13 protein-coding genes and 1 pseudogene are annotated in these 19,911 nt (G+C 64.6%); 9 read left to right on the top strand and 5 right to left on the bottom strand.

Going from position 1 to position 19,911, the window contains the following annotated elements:
* Positions 1-21: 21 nt before the first annotated feature.
* Complete coding sequence (locus tag MWU77_RS11290) at positions 22-1,428, bottom strand: aldehyde dehydrogenase family protein (RefSeq protein ID WP_247273710.1); 1,407 nt, start codon at positions 1,426-1,428, stop codon at positions 22-24.
* Between the two features lie 27 nt (positions 1,429-1,455).
* Entirely contained in the window at positions 1,456-2,295 is an 840-nt protein-coding gene (locus MWU77_RS11295) for a putative protein N(5)-glutamine methyltransferase (RefSeq protein WP_247273711.1), read from the bottom strand.
* 92 nt (positions 2,296-2,387) lie between these two features.
* Here MWU77_RS11295 and MWU77_RS11300 point away from each other — a divergent pair, with 92 nt between their 5' ends.
* From MWU77_RS11300 to MWU77_RS11310, 3 genes are read left to right on the top strand one after another with little or no spacing between them, the layout of a single operon-like run.
* The gene (locus MWU77_RS11300; RefSeq protein WP_247274103.1) at positions 2,388-3,932 is read left to right on the top strand and encodes a class I SAM-dependent DNA methyltransferase; all 1,545 of its coding nucleotides are present in this window, start codon (positions 2,388-2,390) and stop codon (positions 3,930-3,932) included.
* Positions 3,929-5,041, top strand: a complete 1,113-nt coding sequence (locus tag MWU77_RS24955) for a restriction endonuclease subunit S (protein ID WP_247273712.1) — start codon at positions 3,929-3,931, stop codon at positions 5,039-5,041. The genes MWU77_RS11300 and MWU77_RS24955 overlap by 4 nt, the downstream gene beginning before the upstream one ends.
* 17 nt (positions 5,042-5,058) lie before the next feature.
* Positions 5,059-5,964 (top strand): restriction endonuclease, encoded by a 906-nt coding sequence (locus MWU77_RS11310; RefSeq protein WP_247274104.1) that lies wholly within the window; start codon positions 5,059-5,061, stop codon positions 5,962-5,964.
* 180 nt (positions 5,965-6,144) lie between these two features.
* Here MWU77_RS11310 and MWU77_RS11315 read toward each other — a convergent pair whose 3' ends face one another.
* On the bottom strand, positions 6,145-6,420 hold the full coding sequence (locus tag MWU77_RS11315; protein WP_169689165.1) for a type II toxin-antitoxin system Phd/YefM family antitoxin: 276 nt from the start codon (positions 6,418-6,420) through the stop codon (positions 6,145-6,147).
* A 1,062-nt stretch (positions 6,421-7,482) separates the two neighbouring features.
* On the opposite strand from MWU77_RS11315, the gene MWU77_RS11320 reads away from it, so the two are divergent.
* The 3 genes from MWU77_RS11320 to MWU77_RS11330 all read left to right on the top strand — a co-directional run bounded on the left by MWU77_RS11320 (position 7,483) and on the right by MWU77_RS11330 (position 9,720).
* Complete coding sequence (locus tag MWU77_RS11320) at positions 7,483-7,764, top strand: transposase (protein ID WP_247273713.1); 282 nt, start codon at positions 7,483-7,485, stop codon at positions 7,762-7,764.
* Entirely contained in the window at positions 7,761-8,099 is a 339-nt protein-coding gene (locus MWU77_RS11325) for a hypothetical protein (protein ID WP_169689164.1), read from the top strand. The genes MWU77_RS11320 and MWU77_RS11325 overlap by 4 nt, the downstream gene beginning before the upstream one ends.
* Positions 8,100-8,211: 112 nt before the next feature.
* A complete protein-coding gene (locus tag MWU77_RS11330; RefSeq protein ID WP_247273714.1) occupies positions 8,212-9,720 on the top strand; it encodes an HNH endonuclease signature motif containing protein in 1,509 nt (502 codons plus the stop codon).
* A gap of 13 nt (positions 9,721-9,733) precedes the next feature.
* Here the strand turns inward: MWU77_RS11330 and MWU77_RS11335 are convergent, their stop codons facing one another.
* Together MWU77_RS11335 and MWU77_RS25130 are read right to left on the bottom strand one after the other, a co-directional pair.
* Positions 9,734-9,937, bottom strand: coding sequence for a hypothetical protein (locus MWU77_RS11335; RefSeq protein ID WP_247273715.1), 204 nt, complete (start codon positions 9,935-9,937; stop codon positions 9,734-9,736).
* A gap of 304 nt (positions 9,938-10,241) precedes the next feature.
* Positions 10,242-10,325: pseudogene (locus tag MWU77_RS25130) on the bottom strand (fic family protein); the annotation flags it as partial.
* 521 nt (positions 10,326-10,846) lie between these two features.
* Between MWU77_RS25130 and MWU77_RS11345 the strand changes: the two are divergent.
* The 3 genes from MWU77_RS11345 (at position 10,847) to lysX (ending at position 19,900) form a co-directional block, all read left to right on the top strand.
* Entirely contained in the window at positions 10,847-14,293 is a 3,447-nt protein-coding gene (locus tag MWU77_RS11345; RefSeq protein WP_247273717.1) for a DEAD/DEAH box helicase family protein, read from the top strand.
* Positions 14,294-14,434: 141 nt separating this feature from the next.
* Complete coding sequence (locus tag MWU77_RS11350) at positions 14,435-16,531, top strand: efflux RND transporter permease subunit (protein ID WP_247273718.1); 2,097 nt, start codon at positions 14,435-14,437, stop codon at positions 16,529-16,531.
* Between the two features lie 45 nt (positions 16,532-16,576).
* A complete protein-coding gene (gene lysX, locus MWU77_RS11355) occupies positions 16,577-19,900 on the top strand; it encodes a bifunctional lysylphosphatidylglycerol synthetase/lysine--tRNA ligase LysX (protein WP_374229854.1) in 3,324 nt (1,107 codons plus the stop codon).
* Positions 19,901-19,911 lie beyond the last annotated feature (11 nt).

Genomic DNA, 19,911 nt, shown 5'->3' on the forward strand with positions numbered 1-19,911 from the left:
ATTGCGGCGGGCAATCGACGCTCATGTGGGCGACAGACCAGCGCTGTGCTGTCCGGACACACGAATCAGTTTCTCGTTGACGAATTCGCCCACGCCCCACTGCGCCAGCTCGCGGCCGTAGCCGGAACGGCCGACACCGCCGAAAGGCAGACCGGCTGCGGTGACGGCGTGCTCGTTGACGAACGTCATGCCATCCTTGAGCCGCGCAGCCACCTCGTGTGCCTTGTCGACGTCCGAGGACCATACAGAGCTGGACAGTCCGTACTCGGATTCCTCGTTGGCAATGCGTACGGCCTCGTCCACCCCGTCCGCCTTGTACACGATCGCGACCGGGCCGAAGATCTCGTTGCACCCCACATCTGCGGACGGGTCCACATCGGTGAGCAGGGTCGGCTCCATGTACGCGCCGTCGCGGTCGATTTTCTTCCCGCCCACCCGGATCGTGGCGGTCCCCTCGCGTGCTGCGGTGTCGAGGCGGTCGACGATCTCGTCGCGGGCACCGATCGAGCTGAGGGGGCCTACGTCGGCATCCGGATCGTCATAGGCACCCACCGTGAGCGCACCGATTGCTTTTTCCAGGTAGGCCACCGTGCGATCGTAGAATTCCGGCTGCACGATGAGCCGCTTCGGCGCATTGCACGCCTGGCCCGAGGCAAACATCCGGATGTCCACGTATCGGTCCAGTACCCACTCCAGGTTGTCGGCATCCAACACGAGGAAGGGGTCGTTCCCGCCCAGCTCGAGTAGCGACTTCTTGTAGTGTTCCCCGGCCGTCTTCGCCACGGCCGAACCGGCGCCTTCGGATCCGGTGAGGGAGACACCCTGGATCCGCTTGTCTGCGATGAACGGTTCCATCTGGGAGCCGGAAGCATAGATGTTCTGGAACACCCCACGCGGCAGCCCGGCCTCGATCAGGAGGTCCTCGCACGCCTGGGAGGAAAGCGGGCAGATCCCCGCGTGCTTGAGCACCAGCGCATTTCCGAGCAGCAGGTTGGGGGCAGCCCACCGCGCGACCTGGTAGTACGGGAAGTTCCACGGCATGATGCCCAGAATCACACCGAGAGGCCGCTTGACCACGTACGAACGGTCCGCGCCCTGCGCCGGGAGTTCCTCGGGCGCGAGCAGTTCGTGGGCGTTGTCCGCGTACCAGCGGTAGATGCCCACCACGATGTCCAGTTCGGCAGCGCCCCACGGTCGGAGTTTGCCCATCTCCCGGCCCATGTAGTCGATCAGCCGATCTTTGTGCTGTTCATAGAGATCGGCGACGGCGCGGAGAACATCCGCGCGCTGGTCGATGGAGGTCTCCTGCCAGCTGCGCTGGGCTTCGGTGGCGCGATCGAGGATCGCATCTCGGTCTGTGTCTTCGATTCGTTCGAATTGCTCTTCGTCGGTACCGGTGTTCGGGTTCTGGAGTGCGAATGTGACCATACTTCGGTCTACCCGCCGCCGATCGCCTTACACACTGGGCGCGATCTGCGAGGGAACGCCGCGACCGTCGGCGACTCCGACGACCACGGTGACATCGAACTCGTCCGACCGGTGAACGACCGTTGTCAGTCCCTCCGCAGCGAGGATCCCGGTTGCTGCCTCGACCTGCCGGAGACCGGCTTCCATCAGCAGGTGTCCACCGGGCGCAAGCCACTCCGACGCGGACACCGCCAGGCGACGATGCACATCGAGTCCGTCGGCACCGCCGTCCAGCGCGACACGCGGCTCGTGCAGTCGTGCCTCGGACGGCATTGTCGCGATCGCCGCCGTCGGTACGTAGGGGGCATTGGCGACGATCACATCGGTGTGGCCTCGCATCGAGTCCGGCAGCGCCGCGAAGAGGTCGCCGCAGTGTGCGTCGCCGCCGCATCGTTCGAGGTTGCGCCGCGCGCAACGGACCGCCGCGGGGTCGACGTCCGCGGCGTGCAGACAGATGGTGGGTTCGACAGCGGCGAGCGCGGCCCCGACCGCACCGCAGCCGCAGCACATGTCGACGACGAATGAACCCGGTGCAACGAGTTCGGAGGCGCAGTGCACGAGAAATTCGGTGCGACGGCGTGGAACGAACACATCTGCGTCGACGCTGATCCGCAGACCGCAGAATTCTGCCCATCCCAGCACGTGCTCGAGAGGACGCCCGTCGATCCGCTGCTGTACGAGGTCTTCCAGATCGGACGGGCTACGCGCCGCATCGCTGAGCAGGCGGGCTTCGTCTTCCGCGAAGACACATCCGGCAGACCTCAGGCGTGCGACCAGTGCTTCTGGGACCGGACCGCTCGGAACACTGCCGATCGGAGATTCGGGCACATGGCACCCTAACCTGCACGCTCGGTGTCGGTGGCCGGGTCTATACAGTTCTGTTGGACTTCGGCGAGCAGAACAGGCAGGTAGCGGTACCCGTGATCACCGGTGACATCAAGAACAAGGTCGACGCAGTCTGGGACGCATTCTGGACAGGCGGTATCTCCAATCCGCTGGAGGTGATGGAACAGATCACCTACCTGCTGTTCATTCGCCGGTTGGACGACGAGCAGACGCTCGCGTTGGAGAAAGCGAACCTGCTCGGCACACCGCTCGAAGGCAACCCGTTCCCCGAGGGCATCGACGACCAGGGCCTGCCCTACAACGACCTGCGCTGGTCGGTGTTCAAGGACCGGCACGCCGACGAGATGTTCGAGATCGTCGCGAACCGGGTGTTCCCGTTCATCAAGAACATGCGCGGCGAGGAGTCCACGTACGCGCATTTCATGAAGGACGCGCGGCTCAGCATCCCGAACGCGGGGATGCTGCAGCGGGTGGTGGACCGGCTGGACAAGGTGCCGATGGAGAACCGCGACACCAAGGGCGACATCTACGAATACCTGCTCGCAAAGATCGCCGCCGCCGGGCAGAACGGCCAGTTCCGCACGCCGCGTCACATCATCGAACTGATGGTGCACATGACAGCCCCGAAGCCGGGCGACACGATCGTGGACCCGGCGTCCGGCACGTGCGGGTTCCTCGTGGGCGCGTCGGAGTACATGCGCGCCAATCATGCGGATGCGATCAACTCCGGCAAGGGGCGCGAGCAGTATCACCACGAGATGTTCCACGGCTTCGACTTCGACAACACGATGCTGCGAATCGGGTCGATGAACATGCTGCTGCACGGCATCGAGCAGCCCGACATCCGCTATCGCGATTCACTTGCCGAGGCGAACACCGGTGATGCGGAAGCATATTCGCTGATTCTCGCCAACCCGCCATTCGCGGGCAGCCTCGACTACGAGAACACCGCGAAGGATCTCCAGCAGATCGCGAAGACGAAGAAGACGGAACTACTGTTCCTGGCGCTGTTCCTGCGCCTGCTCAAGCCGGGTGGCCGCGCGGCGGTGATCGTGCCGGACGGTGTGTTGTTCGGATCGTCGAAGGCACACAAGGAACTTCGCAGGATCCTTGTCGAGGAGCAGAAGCTCGACGCGGTGGTGAAGCTGCCGTCCGGGGTGTTCAAGCCGTATGCGGGTGTGTCGACGGCGATTCTGTTCTTCACCAAGACCAACTCCGGCGGCACCGACAGCGTTTGGTTCTACGACGTGCAGGCCGACGGCATGTCTCTCGACGACAAGCGCAACCCGCTGCTCGACGCCGAGAAGCTCGGTGCGCTGGCAGAGCTGTCGGACGACGAACACGCGAAGAACAACCTCCCGGATGTACTGCGGCGCTGGGCCGATCGTGACGGCGGCGAGTTGGAGCGCGCGCGGACGGAGCAGAGCTTCTGCGTGCCGCGTGAGGATATCGCCGCGCAGGGGTACGACCTGTCTCTGAACAGGTACAAGGAGATCGTGCACGAGGATGTCGAACACCGGGCGCCGACCGAGATCCTCGACGAGCTCGACCAGCTCGAGAAGGAAATCACAGACGGCATGGCGCAGCTGCGGGAGATGCTGGCGGGGGGTGCAGCGTGAGTGCGTGGCCGAAGGTGCGGCTTTCAGAGGTTTGCGAATTCAAGTACGGGAAGAGTCTCCCTAAGAGTTCGCGGGTTGAGGGCGAGTCCAACGTCTTCGGATCGAACGGCGTAGTCGGTACCCACACGACCCCCTTGACTGCTGGCCCCACCATAGTGGTCGGTCGCAAGGGATCACTTGGCGAGGTCAACTACTCTGACCATCCGTGCTGGCCGATCGACACGACCTATTACGTCGACGAGACCTCAACTGAGGCGGATCTCAGGTGGTTGTTTCACCGCCTATCGGACCTCGGATTGCCCAACCTGAATCGAGCCGCAGCGATCCCTGGGCTGAATAGGGAGGATGCCTACCGCAAAGAGTTCTTGTTGCCGCCGATCGAGGAGCAGCGACGGATCGCAGCGATCCTCGACCACGCCGACACCCTCCGCGCCAAGCGCCGCGAAGCCCTCGCCCGCCTCGACGAGCTCGGCGAGGCAATCTATGTCGACATGTTCGAGGCCAGAGCCATTGAGGTGATGCACGTCCGGCTGGATGACGTGGCTGACATCTCGTCGGGGATCACGAAGGGGCGAAAGGTCAATGATTCTCCGCTCCGGGAGGTGCCCTATCTGGCAGTTGCGAATGTTCAGGACAAGCGGCTGGAGTTGAGCGCCGTCAAGACAATCGAAGCGACAGCGGCGGAGATCCAGCGATGGGTCCTCAAACAGAACGACCTCCTTCTGACAGAGGGTGGCGACCCGGATAAGCTTGGCCGAGGCACTCTCTGGGCGAATGAACTACCAGAGGCAATTCATCAGAACCATGTGTTTCGTGTGCGGCCAGACTGCGAGCGCGTGAATCCTGTGTACTTGAATTGGGCTGTCGGAAGCAGCCGAGGGAAGGCCTACTTCCTTCGGTCTGCGAAACAGACGACAGGAATCGCTTCAATCAACATGACGCAGCTGAAGGCCTTTCCGCTCGAAATGCCAGACATGAGAGTGCAGCGGGAGTTCGCACAACGAGTGCAGGCACTCGATTCGACGCGAGCGTCACACCGCACCGCGCTCTCCGAACTCGACGCCCTCTTCGCATCCCTCCAATCCCGCGCCTTCCGAGGCGAGCTGTGACTGCGCCGGTATCGGAGATGCCGGTGTGGTCCGGTTTTCTCACTCCCGTGCTGGAAGTACTGATGGATGAACAGGTCTGGCGAAAGCGGGACCTGCATACAGCGGTGGAGGACCATCTCGGATTGACTGCCGAGCAGCGGGTAGAGATGCTGCCGTCGGGACGGCGGCGCGTCGACAATCGGATCGGATGGGCGCTCAGTGGGCTCTACCGCGCAAAGCTTGTCGACAAGCCGGCCCGCGCAACCTTCGTCATCACCGATGCCGGGCGTGCACTGCTCGCGGCGCATCCAGACGGAATCACCAAGCAGATCCTGAAGGCGCTCCCCGAATACCAGGCCCACACCCCCGCGCGTACCGCCTCCTCGAACGACGTCGCACACGACTCGCACGTGGCGGTCGAAGAGGAGATCGAGCCACTCGAGCAGATCGAAGGCGGCGTCGGTCGCCTGCACGCCGAGGTAGCAGCCGACCTTCTCGACCGGCTCCGCAATCAGGCCCCTGAGTTCCTGGAGCAGTCGGTGCTCGACGTACTCGTCGCTATGGGATACGGCGGTACCGAAGGCCGGGCAGCCCGCATCGGCGGCTCGGGCGATGGCGGTGTCGATGGTGTCATCGATCAGGACCCGCTCGGACTCGAACGCATCTACGTGCAGGCCAAGCGCTACGCCGCCGAAAACACAGTCGGCAGACCCGAGATTCAGGCGTTCGTCGGTGCCCTACACGGCGTCGGTGCCGCCCGCGGCGTCTTCATCACCACCAGCGCATTCACCTCCGGTGCCCGCGAGTACGCGCAGAACATCGCCACCCGGATCATCCTGATCGACGGACAGCGCCTCGCGGACTTGATGATCCGGTACGGCGTTGCAGTGCAGACTCGGCAGATCTTCACTGTCGTCGAGGTCGATGAGGACTACTTCGAATAATGACTCTCCATCCGTCCGCGAGCGACGAGAATTTCTTCGGTCACGTCCGATAGATATGGGCTCGGTGGTCGATGTCGATGACTACAACGACCCGTTCGACGTCATCGATATGCAGCCGGTCGCGGTAGTCGCCGCGCCGGTGACGCAACCTCGCACGGTATGCCTCGGACGCCTGTCTTGTCACCGCGGCGGTAGACCGTATTCGGCGCGCAGATCCTCGAGTGAGGTCGTCTGGCCGAGGGCGTAGTCCTGGTCTGCTTCGGCGACCGCCTCGCGGGTGCCTGAACGTGAAAGCCAGTAAATCGTCTCGTGCAGCGATTCCAGGTCTTCGGCGGACATGAGCACCGCGGCAGGCTTCCCGTACCGAGTGATCGTGATGATATCGTGTGTCGACTCTACGCTTTCGACCAGCGCAGAAAGTTTGTCCTTGGCCTCGCCCAGCGGCACAGTCGTCATAGGTGTCATTGTTGCCTCGATCATGGCCCTTCGATAGTCAGACATCTAGCCGCAAATATCGAGGTCGCCAAAGACAGAGCACGGGACGGCGTAAAGATGCGGGCGCCCTGCGGGCGACGGTGCCTGACCGTACGGAGACCCTACGGGTCCCTGAGCTTGCCTTCGGCCCCTTCCCCACAGCTGCCCGGTCGCCATACCCCGATAGACCATCTCGACCAACGCTTCTGGCCCCACGTCGCAGAAGACGTGCGGCTTACGCTGGACCCGGTCGTTCGTGTCGACCCTCACGATCGGGTGCTCCACCGCCAGCTGTGGAGACGAAGGTACTGGCGCCCAGTCGGTTTCACGCACGGGAATGGCACCCCTGCGCGCAGCGTCGAAGCGCTGACGTCGGACCTCGGGTGATGAGCGACGAATGCCCGACATGCCGCGGCTACCGGAACGGCCCGCGCACACGTCGCAGCACAAACACCTCGAGCCCCTCGACGGGTATGTCGAGAGGCTCGTGAAGTCAGGACGTCAGCGAAGACCCCGGCGGGGTGAGAAAAAGAGGGTCGGTATCGAAGACCGAACCATGAGAAGCGCCCCCTGGGGGCGTGTGGATAGACTCCACCCTACGGTGCATGACAGCGCTCCTGTCGTGTGCCCAGACCCCGGTTGGTGTTCCAGCACCCTCCGGGGTCGACCTGTATTCAGGCCGGTTCAGGGATGGTCCCATGCCTGGCGACGAGCGTCAACACAAAGTTCTCCAGATCGGAAGCACCGCCCGGATTTCCGCTCCTTGTTGCGAAGCTTGCGATCGTTCTCGGTCATGATCGAAGCGATCTCGGCCGCATGTCGTTACGGGCAGAGCGGGGTACGAGGATGGCGCATCCCCAGAGCGACCGCGGCGTCGACGATGCGCGGCCACATCCGGGGATCGGTGAGCGCGAGGTGAAGTCCTTGGCGTGCTGATTCCGAGGGAGCAGATTTCGGTCGGAGGTGTAGGTAAACAATCCGATCCTGTACTCGTTCGCGCGGGCGACTGCGTGCAGGGTGTATTACTTTGTATTACAATGGGGCGTGCGACTGATCTGGCCACCCGAGAGCGTCACCCACATGTGGGACCGGCACGAACTCACCCCCGCAGAGGTCGAGGAGGCATTCCTCGACCCACTCAAGGTGTTCTTCCAGCCGGACCCAGCCTCTGACAGCGGCACGTCGGATCGGTCCATCGGGTTCTCCCCGACGGCCGGACTGATCCTGACCGTGATCACTGTCCGGTTCGAGGGTCGGATCTACGGGGCCACCGCCTGGCAGTCAAGCCCCACCCAGCAGAGGCAGTACGAGGAGAAGAACGCATGACCAGCAACCTCCCACCCGACCTCCTCGCCAAGGCCCATGCCGAGGCCGACGAGATGTATGCCCGCGAGCAAGAAGCCGGATACGTCCCGCCGGAGGCTCCGGACGCGAACCCGACTCCGCGCACCAAGGTCCTGCAAATCCGGCTCGCCCAGGCGGAGTACACGGTGCTCGCCCAGCTCGCCGACGCCCGCGGTCTGGCCCCGTCCACCCTGGCGCGGGGAATTCTCCTCGAACGTATCGAGCCTAAGGCGGACCAGGCCGAGGCAGTTGCGTTCCTTCGTCGCCTCGCCGACACTCTCGAAGTCGACGCAGTGGCCCACGGGCAGTCAGTCTGATCTGGCCTGCAGGCCGATCGGGCAGCGAGCCGATCAGGCAGCGAGATGGGGTCGAGGCCGCGCCCTGACTCGAACTCAGATTCTTGTCGGAGGGTCCCGCTACACTTCGAACATGCTTTCGGATGATGGCGTCGACAGGCTCGGTCAGGTGGGGAACCACCTGGCCGCTCTCGACGCTGCCATCGAGGGTCTACTCACCGATCCGCTGACGGGCCTGTCCGAAGCCGCTGTCGTCGAAGCCCTACAACGGATGGAAACCTCGTTGCGGAAGGCCGCCGGCGTCGGGCACCGACTTGTCGTCGAATCAGTCGAACGGTCCATCCCCGCACACCTCGCCTGCCGCTCCATCAACGACTTCCTCGTCTCCACTCTCCGCATCTCGGGAGCCGACGCCGCGAAACGCGTGAAGGGCGCCAACAAGACCGGCACCTGGCACACCCTCAGCGGCGAACCGATGGATGCCACCCTGCCCGCCACCGCGTCGGCCGGCCGCGAAGGCGCCATCGGTCCCGATCACGTTGCCGCGATCGCCAGAACCATGCGCCAACTCCCGAGCAGCACCAACCGCGACGAAATCGACGCCGCAGAACAGATCCTCGCCGACGCCGCCCGCTCCACCACCCCTGAAGACGTCACCAAGATCGGCATCCACCTGCTCGCCCACCTCAACCCCGACGGCAACGCCCCCGACGAACGCGAACGGAAGCGGCGCCGCGGCCTGCGGCTCGGCAAGCAAGGCACCGACCTGATGACCCCGATATCCGGACTGCTCGACCCGGAGACGCGGGCACTCCTCGAACCGGTGCTCGCCAAACTCGCCCGCCCCGGCATGAACAACCCCGACGACCCCGAATCACCCTCCGGGGATGTCGATTCCCCGAATCTGGACCGCACCGCGATGGCGAAGGCCGCCGCCCGCGACACCCGCACAGCGGTACAACGCAACCACGACGCCCTCACCTTTGCACTGCGGCAGATGCTCTCGTCCGGTGTCCTGGGCAGTCATCGCGGCCTCCCGGTGACAGCGATCCTCACGATGTCGGTGCACCAACTCGAGAAGGCGTCCGGCGCGGCGACCACCGCCACCGGCGGCATCGTTCCCATCAGGGATGCACTGCGCATGGCGCAGAACGCCCACCCGGTGCTCGCCATTTTCGACCACAACGGCCGCCCCCTTCACCTCGGTCGCGCCCGACGCCTTGCCTCAGCGGATCAGCGACTCGCCCTCATCGCAGCGTCTCGCGGGTGCACGCGCCCCGGTTGCGATGCTCCTGCCTCCCTCACGGCCGTGCACCACGTCACCGAGTGGAAGTACGGCGGCGCCACCGACATCACCAACGAGGATCTCGCCTGCGACAGCTGCCATGCCCTCGTTCACGACGGTCCCGGCGGCTGGACGACCCGCGTCGCACCGCCCGATGCCGCGCATCCAGGCCGTGTCGAATGGATCGCGCCGCCTCACATCGACCCCGACCGGCGCCCGCGGGTCAATCACCGGCACCACCTGGATCATTTCGTCGCCGGCGCCCTCACCCGGCACCGATACCGTCGGGAACGGCCGCGCCGGAGAGATGCATCCGGCGCCACCCGGCGCGATGACAACGGGCCGCCACATCCTTGATACCGAGACACGTCTATCGGAAACAGTCGACCAGGTCGAGCACGTCACGTGCGACGTACCCTGTGGTGCCGCGTTCGACGCTCTTGCGGGACAGGACTCCGGCGTCCGCGAGTTCCTCGAGCGCGGCTCGCGCTGCGGGGAACGACACCCCGAGGATGCGTTGCACAGTGCGCGCGGGGTTCCCCTCGAAGGCCTTGTGCCTCGCGATGGCCCGCAAGACGACCAGCCCACTCGAACTCCAACTCGTCGATGTCCTGTGCCAGGCGTTGCGCATGCTCCGACGCGACGACAGCGGCCTCGATGAACGTCGAAAGCCAGTCGTTCACACCAGCGAGGGCGCCGGGGTCGACAGGGCTGCCGACGTACCGGTAGGCGCTCAACCCGTCGACGTAGCGGGCGCTGAGAGTCGACAGCACGAGACTGATCGGGAGCACCGCCTCCGGGGCCAGACCGCGCCGGGCAAGTACGGTGTGGATCAAAGCGCGACCGACCCTACCGTTGCCATCGGTGAACGGATGAATCGTTTCGAACTGGGCGTGCACGATCCCGGCTTGTATCAGCGGTCCGTGCAGGGATCCGTTGAGATAGTCGACGAGGTCGGTCATCAGCGGTCCGACATCCTCAGGCGATGGGGGGACGAAATCCGCTTCGAGCGGATGCCAATTCGAGCCCCCGATCCAGTTCTGGACGTGCCGGATGCCATGATGCCGTTCGTCGCTGCGTGCAGCATGACCACGTCATCCACGGTAACGACGTCGGTGTCGACCAAGCTGCTCGACGCACGCCGGAGAACCGAGGTGTTGTTGGCCACGAGGCGCGCCTGGTCACTGAACCCGCGGATGTCCTCGTCCTGCGCCAATTCGGATGTCGCGCTCTGCGGACGCGGCACGCGCAGCAAGGTGCGAATCCCTTCATTCTGCCCGATACAATCAAAACTTGGTATCTCAACCTTTAATGCGCGACGGCAATATTGAAGGTTGCCGGTATTCGGCCCCGGCCGGTCGTGTCGGACCCCGTCAGTAGTGTTCGTCGGCTCCGGACAACTCGGATGCTTGTGCCAAGATCGAGCACAGAACGACACGTCACTGCGCGGGCGCGCACACGAGCGAAGAGAGGACCACGGTCCATGGTGGGGAACTTCGACTTCCTGCAGGCCGAATGGCCGCAGCTGCACGCCGAGGCCAAGAAGGCCGAACGCGACGCACTCTTCGACCCCCGCACCACCTGCTTCTACGCCCGCCGCGTCGTCGAGCACACCGTCAAATGGATCTACCGCACCCAGAACCTGCCCGAGCCGTACAAGTCCGACCTCGCGGCCCGGCTGCACGACGGCAAGTTCGTCGCCGTCGTCGGGCACTCCCTCGTCGCGAAAATGGATCTCATCCGCCGGCTCGGCAACACCGCCGTCCACGAGACCAGACCCGTCCCGAAGGACGCAGGCACGAAGGCACTCGCGGAACTGTTCCACATCCTGTCCTGGCTGGCCCGCAGCTACGCGACGCAGCCGTCGAGCAAGCCGTCGCCGCAGCAGCAGTTCGACCCGGCGCGGCTGCCCAAGCCCGGCGGCGGGGCAGTCGTCGCGAAGACCGTCGCGCAGCTCGGCAAACTCGAAGCGGAGATGGCCGCCAAGGACGCGAAGCTCGAACAGTCCGAAGCCGAGAAGCAGGACCTCATCGCGCAGGTTCAGGCCCGCGACGAGGCCGCCGAGACGGCAAACCTGGAGAAAGCGAGCCTCGAGCAGCTCATCGCGGAGCTGCGCGCCCAGATCGAGGCGGCCCACCAGGCCAGTGCCGTCGCCCCCGACACCCACGACTACGACGAAGCGCAGACCCGCCGCGACCTCGTCGACCTGATGCTCCGCGAATCCGGATGGCTGCTCGACCAGCCACGGGACCGCGAGTACCCGGTCACCGGAATGCCCGACAGCAAGAGCGGATTCGCCGACTACGTGCTGTGGAGCGCCGACGGGCGCCCGCTTGCCGTGGTGGAGGCGAAACGGACGTCCGTGGATCCGTTCGCCGGGAAGCAGCAGGCGAAGCTGTACGCCGACTGCCTCGAACAGATGACGGGGCACCGCCCGGTCATCTATTACACCAACGGTTTCGAACACCACTTCTGGGACGACCTGCGCTATCCGGTGCGGCAGGTGGCCGGGTTCCACACCCGCGACGAACTCGAACTGCTCGTCGCGCGACGAGCCTCGATCAGGCCGCTGGCCGATATCCCGGTACCGCAGGAGATCGCAGGCCGGCCGTATCAGGAGAAGGCAATCCGCTCGGTCATCGAACGGTTCGAGCACGAGAATCAGCGGGCCGCGTTGCTGGTGATGGCTACCGGATCCGGAAAGACCCGCACCGTCGTCGCACTCGCCGACATGCTGATGCGTGCCAATTGGGTGAAGCGCGTGCTGTTCCTGGCCGACCGCAAGGCCCTCGTCAAACAGGCAGTCGGCGCGTTCAAGACGCATCTACCCGATTCGTCGCCGGTGAACCTGCTGACCGACAAGAACACCGAGGGTCGTGTCTACGTCTCCACCTATCCGACCATGATGGGCCTTATCGACGAAACTGATAGTGGTGCAAAACGATTCGGTCCTGGTTACTTCGACCTCATCGTCATCGACGAGGCGCATCGTTCGGTGTACCAGAAGTACCGGCACATCTTCGGCTATTTCGACTCGCTGCTGCTCGGACTCACCGCCACCCCCAAGGACGAGGTGGACTACAACACCTATCAGTTGTTCCAGCTCGAAACCGGTGTCCCCACCGACAACTACTCGCTCGATCAGGCAATCAACGACAGGTTCCTCGTCCCACCGCGAGCGGTGACGGTGCCACTCACGTTCCCGCTGCAGGGAATCCGCTACGCCGACCTCACCGACGAGGAGAAGAAGCGGTACGAGGGGATCGACTGGGGCGACGACGTCCCCGACGACGAGATCCCCGACGTCGTCCAGGCCGAGGCCGTCAACAAGTGGCTGTTCAACATCGACACCGTCGACAAGGTCCTCGAAACGGTCATGACCCACGGCCACCGCGTCGCGGGTGGCGACAGGCTCGGCAAGACCATCGTCTTCGCGAAGAACGAGCGGCACGCCCAGTTCATCGCGGATCGGTTCGATGCCAACTACCCCGAATTCAAGGGCTCCTTCGCGCGCGTCATCACCCACTCGGTGACCTACGGTCAGGATCTCATCGACAAGTTCTCACAACCCGACCAGGAACCGCACATCGCGATCTCCGTCGACATGCTCGACACCGGCATCGACGTCCCCGAAGTCGTGAACCTGGTGTTCTTCAAACCCGTGCGGTCGAAGTCGAAGTTCTGGCAGATGGTCGGCCGTGGCACCCGTCTGCGACCTGACCTGTACGGCCCCGGCCAGGACAAGACCGATTTCTTCATCTTCGACGTGTGTGGCAACTTCGACTATTTCGATCAGCACCCGGACGCCTCCGAGGGCGCGCTCTCGCCCTCGCTGTCGCAGCGGCTGTTCACCGTACGCACCGAACTCGTGGCGGCACTGGACCGTTCCGGCACGGCAGCCGAGCTGCGCAAAGCAACTGCGGACACACTGCACACCCAGGTTGCCGGTATGCGGCTCGACAACTTCATCGTCCGCACTCGCCGTCGTGAAGTCGAGAAGTACGCCGACCGCGCCGCCTGGGACTCAGTGACAGAGCAGCAGGCCGCCGAGATCGTCGAGAGTCTCGCCGGGCTGCCGACCACCGTGCGCGACAGCGACGAGATGGCCAAGCGGTTCGATCTCGTCGTCCTGCGTGGTCAGCTCGCTGTCATCATCGACGACGGCACCCTTCCGAAACACGAGGGCACCATCCGCGGTGTCGCCGACGGGCTGCTCGAGGAAGGGCTGACGATCCCGAAGGTCAAGGCCAAGGAAGAATTGCTCCGCGAGGTCGCGAGCGACGAATGGTGGCAGGACGTCACCCCGGAAATGCTCGAACACGCAAGGCGGGAACTGCGATCGGTCGTCGGGCTGCTGGAGAAGAAGAAGCGGGCCATCGTCTACACCGACTTCACCGATACCCGCGGCGAGGTCGTCGAAAGGAATATGCCGGAGATGCGGTCCGGTACCGATGTCGAGCGCTACACCGCGAAAGTGCGCGACTATCTGCGTCGCCAGCCCCACAACCTGGCCCTGCAGAAGCTGCGCTCCGGCAAGTCGCTGACCCCGGCCGACTTGGAGTCCCTCGAAGAGCTTCTGGCGCGCAGCGGCGCCGGCGACTCCGAAGACATGGAACGGGCCATCGCAAACGCACAGGGGCTCGGGCGATTCATCCGCTCCCTGGTCGGGCTCGACCAGCAGGCCGTGCAGGAAGCTTTCGCGGAGTTCCTCGGTGAGCGGACCGCCTCGTCCAGCCAGATCGACTTCGTCAACCTTGTGATCAGTCACCTCACCCGGCACGGAGAAATGGATCCGAAGCTGCTGTTCGAAGCGCCGTTCACCGATACCGCGCCGCAGGGGCCGGCCCAACTGTTCGCACCCGAGCAGACGAAACGCCTCGTCGGCGTCATCCGGTCGATCAGTAACTCTGCAGGAGCAGCCACCGCCTGATCAGACGCGCTCACCGGCGAAACCCTCCCACGCTGGTGTGCGCCCATCCGGGTGGCCTGTTACTCCGAATCCTGAGCGACCGACACACTCGAGGCAACATGGTGCCTGCACGTTCCGTGCCGGCCCGACCAGGAGGAGCTCTTGAGCACCACGACGACATCGAAACCCCACCGTTCTCGTCTGCGATGGCTCATACCCGCCGTGCTCCTTCTGGTATGGCTCGGAATCGCTGGCGGCGGCGGGCCGTTCGCAGGCAAACTCAGCGAAGTCGCCTCGACCGACGCGAGTTCCTTCCTGCCCGCCTCGGCGGAATCGACCCGCGCCGACGAGATCTACGCCGAGTTCCGCGACAGCGACGCTATTCCGGCGATTGTCGTCGCCGAGCGCGACGGCGGGATCACCCAGGACGACATCGCCTTCCTCACCACGGAATCGGCGGGACCGCCGCCCATTCCCTCCGAGGACGGGCAGGCAGTGCAGATGATCGTCCCGATCGACAGCAACGTCGAGGTCAAGGACGCCGTCGAAGAGCTGCGTACCGCGCTCGAAGGCGCACCGCAAGGCCTGACCGTCCACGTGACCGGACCCGCGGGTCAGGCGGCCGATCTCTCGGCTGCGTTCGCCGGGATCGACGGACTGCTGCTGCTCGTCGCGGGCGGTGTGGTGCTGCTCATCCTGATCGTCGTCTACCGCAGCCCGATTCTTCCGTTCGTCGTCATCATCTCGGCCGTGTTCGCACTCGCGCTCGCCAGTGCGCTCGTCTACCTGCTCGCCGACGCAGGCACGATCGCGCTCAACGGGCAGAGCCAGGGCATCATGTTCATCCTGGTATTCGGTGCAGCCACCGACTATGCGTTGCTGCTCGTCGCCCGCTTCAGAGAAGAATTGCGCATCCAGGAAGACAAGTACGCTGCCATGCGCACAGCGTGGCGCGCCTCGCTCGAACCCATCGCAGCATCGGCGGGCACCGTCATCCTCGGTGTGCTCTGCTTGCTGCTGTCCGATCTGAACTCCAACCGCGGTCTCGGACCGGTCGCCGCGATCGGTATTGCCGCGTCGTTCGTCGCCTCAATGACCTTCCTGCCCGCCGCCCTCGTCCTACTCGGGCGAGCCGCCTTCTGGCCCACCCGGCCGCGGTACGAACCGAATTTCGACAGCGACAACCTCGAACAGGCGCACCGCTTCTGGAACCGAATCGCCCAGTGGGTGGGATCGAAACCGCGACCCATCTGGATCGTGTGCAGTCTCGTACTCGTCGCCTTCGCGCTGCTGCTGCCGCAATTCAAGGCTGCCGGAGTGGCCTCGTCCGATCTGTTCCTCCTGCAGACCGATTCCAAGTCCGGACAGCAGATCCTCGGTGAGCACTTCGACGCAGGCAGCGGTTCGCCGACCGTGATCATCGCAAACGAACCGTCACGCGACGCCGTGACCGACGCCGCGCGGATCGACGGCGTCACCACCGTCGAACCTGTCGTCGGGCCGGACGGTGTACCGACCGTGGTCGACGGGCAGATCGCCCTGCAGGCCACCCTGACCGACCCGGCCGACTCGCTCGAGGCAGAGGCGACAGTCGAACGCATCCGCGAGGCCGTGCACGCGGTGCCGGGCTCCGACGCCCTCGTCGGCGGGCCCACCGCGGTGGACCTCGACACCAAGGACACCGCTACCCGCGACCGCACACTGATCATCCCGGTCGTCGCACTCGTGGTGCTGCTGGTGCTCATCGTGCTGCTGCGGGCGATCGTCGCACCGATTCTGCTGATGCTCACCGTCATCGTGTCGTTCGCGGCCACGCTCGGTGTGTCGTCGCTGCTGTTCAACCACGTGTTCGGCTTCCCCGGCGCGGATCCGGTGGTGCCGCTCTTCGCATTCGTGTTCCTCGTTGCGCTCGGCGTCGACTACAACATCTTCCTCATGACCCGGGTGCGCGAGGAAACGAAGAAGGTGGGCACGCGCACCGGCACGCTCCGTGCGCTCACGGTCACCGGCGGGGTGATCACGTCGGCGGGAATCGTGCTTGCCGCCACGTTCTCGGCGCTGGCGGTGATTCCGTTGCTGTTCCTTGCGCAACTTGCGTTCATCGTCGCGTTCGGCGTACTACTCGATGCGCTGCTGGTGCGGTCGCTGGTGGTTCCGGCACTGACGATCGATATCGGCCGCAAGATCTGGTGGCCGAGCGCACTGTCGCGTAGCGAGCCCGATTCCGCGGCCGAGACCGACACGAAGGCAGTGTCCTAGCGTGTAGCGTTCGCAACCGAGGCCCGACAACGATACGGTCGGGACATGTCTGCGGATCTCACCGCGAGGCCGGATCCACCGTCCCCGGTGACGGTTCCGTCTCCCACAGCGCCCACACGCTTCCACGCCCGCATGACGGCGGTTCCACACTTCTTCGGAGTGGCGCTCGCCGTGTATGCGGGCGTGGTCGCGTTGTGGTCGCTGTCGCCCACATTGCGCGTCTGGCTTCACACGCCGCGCGAGTACGTCGACGAGTACTACTTCGACGCCCCCGATACGAGTCTGTCGTTCGCGCTCGTCGTCGCGGTGCTCGCCGCCGCGATCGCGGGGCGCAAGCGCATCGCCTGGTGGATTCTCACGATCTACCTCGGCGGTTTCGCGCTCACGAATCTGATGCTCGCGATCGTGGACCGCGATCCGAATCACCTCGCGGCGCTGATCGTGCACCTGCTGCTCGTGGGCGTGCTGCTGCTCTCGTTCGGCGAGTTCAACACGCGCGTGCGGCCGGGGTCGATTCCGTGGTCGCTGGTGGTCCTCGTGGGAGGACTCGTCACCGCGACATTGATCGGCTGGGGGCTCGTCGAACTATTTCCCGGAACTCTGCCTCCCGAGGACCGCTTGTGGTGGGCAGTCAATCGCGTCACCGCCCTGACCTTCATCGACAACGACCAGTTCAGCGGGCGCACGCACTGGCTCGTCAGCACCACCCTCGGGTTCCTCGGCGCACTCGCGTTGCTCGCCGCACTGTTCGTCCTGTTCCGATCCCAACGCTCGTCGAATGCGCTCACCGGGACAGACGAATCCGCAATCCGGCGACTGCTCGATCAGCATGGGGACGACTCGCTCGGCTACTTCGCGACGCGGCGCGACAAGGCGGTGGTGTTCGCACCGAGTGGTAAGGCTGCCGTCACCTATCGCGTCGAGATCGGTGTGTGCCTTGCGTCGGGCGATCCGGTGGGCGACCCCGAGGCGTGGCCGCACGCGATAGCCGAATGGCTGGGTGTTGCCCGCGCGTACGGATGGACACCTGCTGTGATGGGCGCGAGCGAGGACGGCGCCCGGGCGTATCACCGTGCCGGACTGTCGGTCCTGCAACTCGGCGACGAGGCCGTATTGCACACGCAAGGATTCTCCCTCACCGGCCCCGACATGAAACCGGTGCGGCAGGCCGTCAACCGGGCGCGCAAGCACGGTGTGTCCGTACGGATTCGGCGACACTACGATGTCGGCACCGTCGAGATGGCCAACGTGATCCGGCTCGCCGACGCCTGGCGCGACACCGACACCGAACGCGGATTCTCGATGGCACTCGGCCGGCTGGGCGATCCACTCGACGCGAACTGTCTTCTCGTCGAGGCGATCGTCGACGGCACACCGGTCGCGATGCTGTCACTCGCGCCCTGGGGTGAAAACAGCGTGTCGCTCGATCTGATGCGTCGTGACCCGGCGGCACCGAACGGTGTCGTCGAGTTCATGGTCACCGAGCTCGCCACCCACGCATCGCTTTTCGGAATCGACCGGATTTCACTGAACTTCGCGGTCTTCCGCTCCGCGTTCGAAGAGGGCTCTCGCATCGGGGCGGGGCCGATCATGCGGTTGTGGCGATCGATCCTGCTGTTCTTCTCCCGGTGGTGGCAACTCGAAGCTCTCTACCGATCCAATGTCAAGTACCACCCCGAATGGGTGCCGCGTTTCCTCTGTTTTCGCGACAACCGCGAGATTCCGCGTATCGCACTGGCTTCGTCGGTTGCCGAGGGCTTTCTCACGGTGCCCAGTTTCGGTCGCCGGAAACTTTTGAAGCACACCGGTACCCATTCGATGCTGCCGGTCGATCCCGATGCGGTGCCCGACGACGGAAGTGCCTCGGAGGCCGACTCTGCCCCACCGCGATCGGCACACTCCGACGGTAATCGCCGAGGCCCTGAGCAGGACCGCGTACGGATGAATACGTTGGAGAGGATCGTCGAGTACGGCGTCGACCCGTATCCGGTCGCCGACGCACCGACCCATACCGTTGCCGAAGCCCGCGAGACGATCCGCGGGGGGCCGGTCCAGGTAGCCGGCCGGATATTACGGATCCGCGATTTCGGTGGAGTCCTGTTCGCCGTCGTGCGTGACTGGTCCGGTGATGTGCAGATCCTTGTCGATCGCGAACGTGTCGGTGGCCGCCAATTCCTGTTCGACCTCGGCGATCTCGTTGAAGTCTCCGGCGAGATGGGTCGCAGTCGCACCGGGGAGGTCTCCCTGCTGGCCGACTCGTGGCGAATCAACGGTAAGTGTCTGCATCCGCTGCCCGACAAGTGGCGCGGTCTTGTCGATCCGGAGGCGAAAGTTCGCCAGCGGTACGTGGATCTGGCGATCGACCGCAACGCACAGCGGCTACTGGCTGCCCGCAGTGCCGTGGTGCGGTCCCTGCGCGACCAACTTCAGGACGTCGGGTATCTCGAGGTCGAGACACCGATCCTGCAGTCCGTACACGGCGGGGCCAATGCCGCGCCGTTCACCACGCACATCAACGCCTACGACACCGACCTGTATCTGCGGATCGCACCCGAGTTGTATCTCAAACGCCTGTGCGTGGCCGGAATGGAGAAAGTGTTCGAGATCGGACGCGTATTCCGCAACGAAGGTACAGATTTCAAGCATAATCCGGAATTCACGATCCTCGAGGCGTACGAGGCGCACAGCGACTACGAAAAAATGCTCACACTCGCCCGCACCCTGATCCAGCGGGCGGCGGTCGCCGCGCACGGACGCGAGATGATCGTTCGCCGCGACGACCACGGCACGCCGGTGGAGATCGACATTTCGGGTGAGTGGCCGATCAAGACCTTCCACGACGCGTTGTCCGAGGCCCTGGGCACGTTCGTCGACGCCGAAACTCCGGTCGAGGTCCTGCGCCGGATGTGCGACGAGCGCTCGATCGCTTACGACCCGGCCTGGGATGCGGGTGCCACGGCGCAAGAACTCTACGAGCACCTCGTTGAATCCCGCACCGAATTTCCCACGTTCTACACCGACTTCCCCACATCCGTCTCACCGCTGACCAGACCGCACCCCCGCAAACGTGGTGTCGCGGCGAAGTGGGACCTGGTCGCATGGGGTGTCGAACTCGGCACCGCCTACAGCGAACTGACCGATCCGATCGATCAGCGGGCGCGGCTCACCGAGCAGTCGCTTCTCGCCGCGGGCGGCGACGAGGAAGCGATGGAGCTCGACGACGATTTCCTGCACGCACTCGAGTACGCGATGCCGCCGACGGGTGGTCTCGGTATGGGCGTCGACCGGATCGTGATGTTGATCCTCGGTGGGAGTATCCGCGAATCACTCGCATTCCCGTTCGTAAAGCCGCGGCATTCGCAAAGCTGACGTCGAATACA

Origin of the sequence: Rhodococcus sp. F64268, from assembly GCF_023015605.1 — a bacterium.
Lineage (GTDB): Bacteria > Actinomycetota > Actinomycetes > Mycobacteriales > Mycobacteriaceae > Rhodococcus.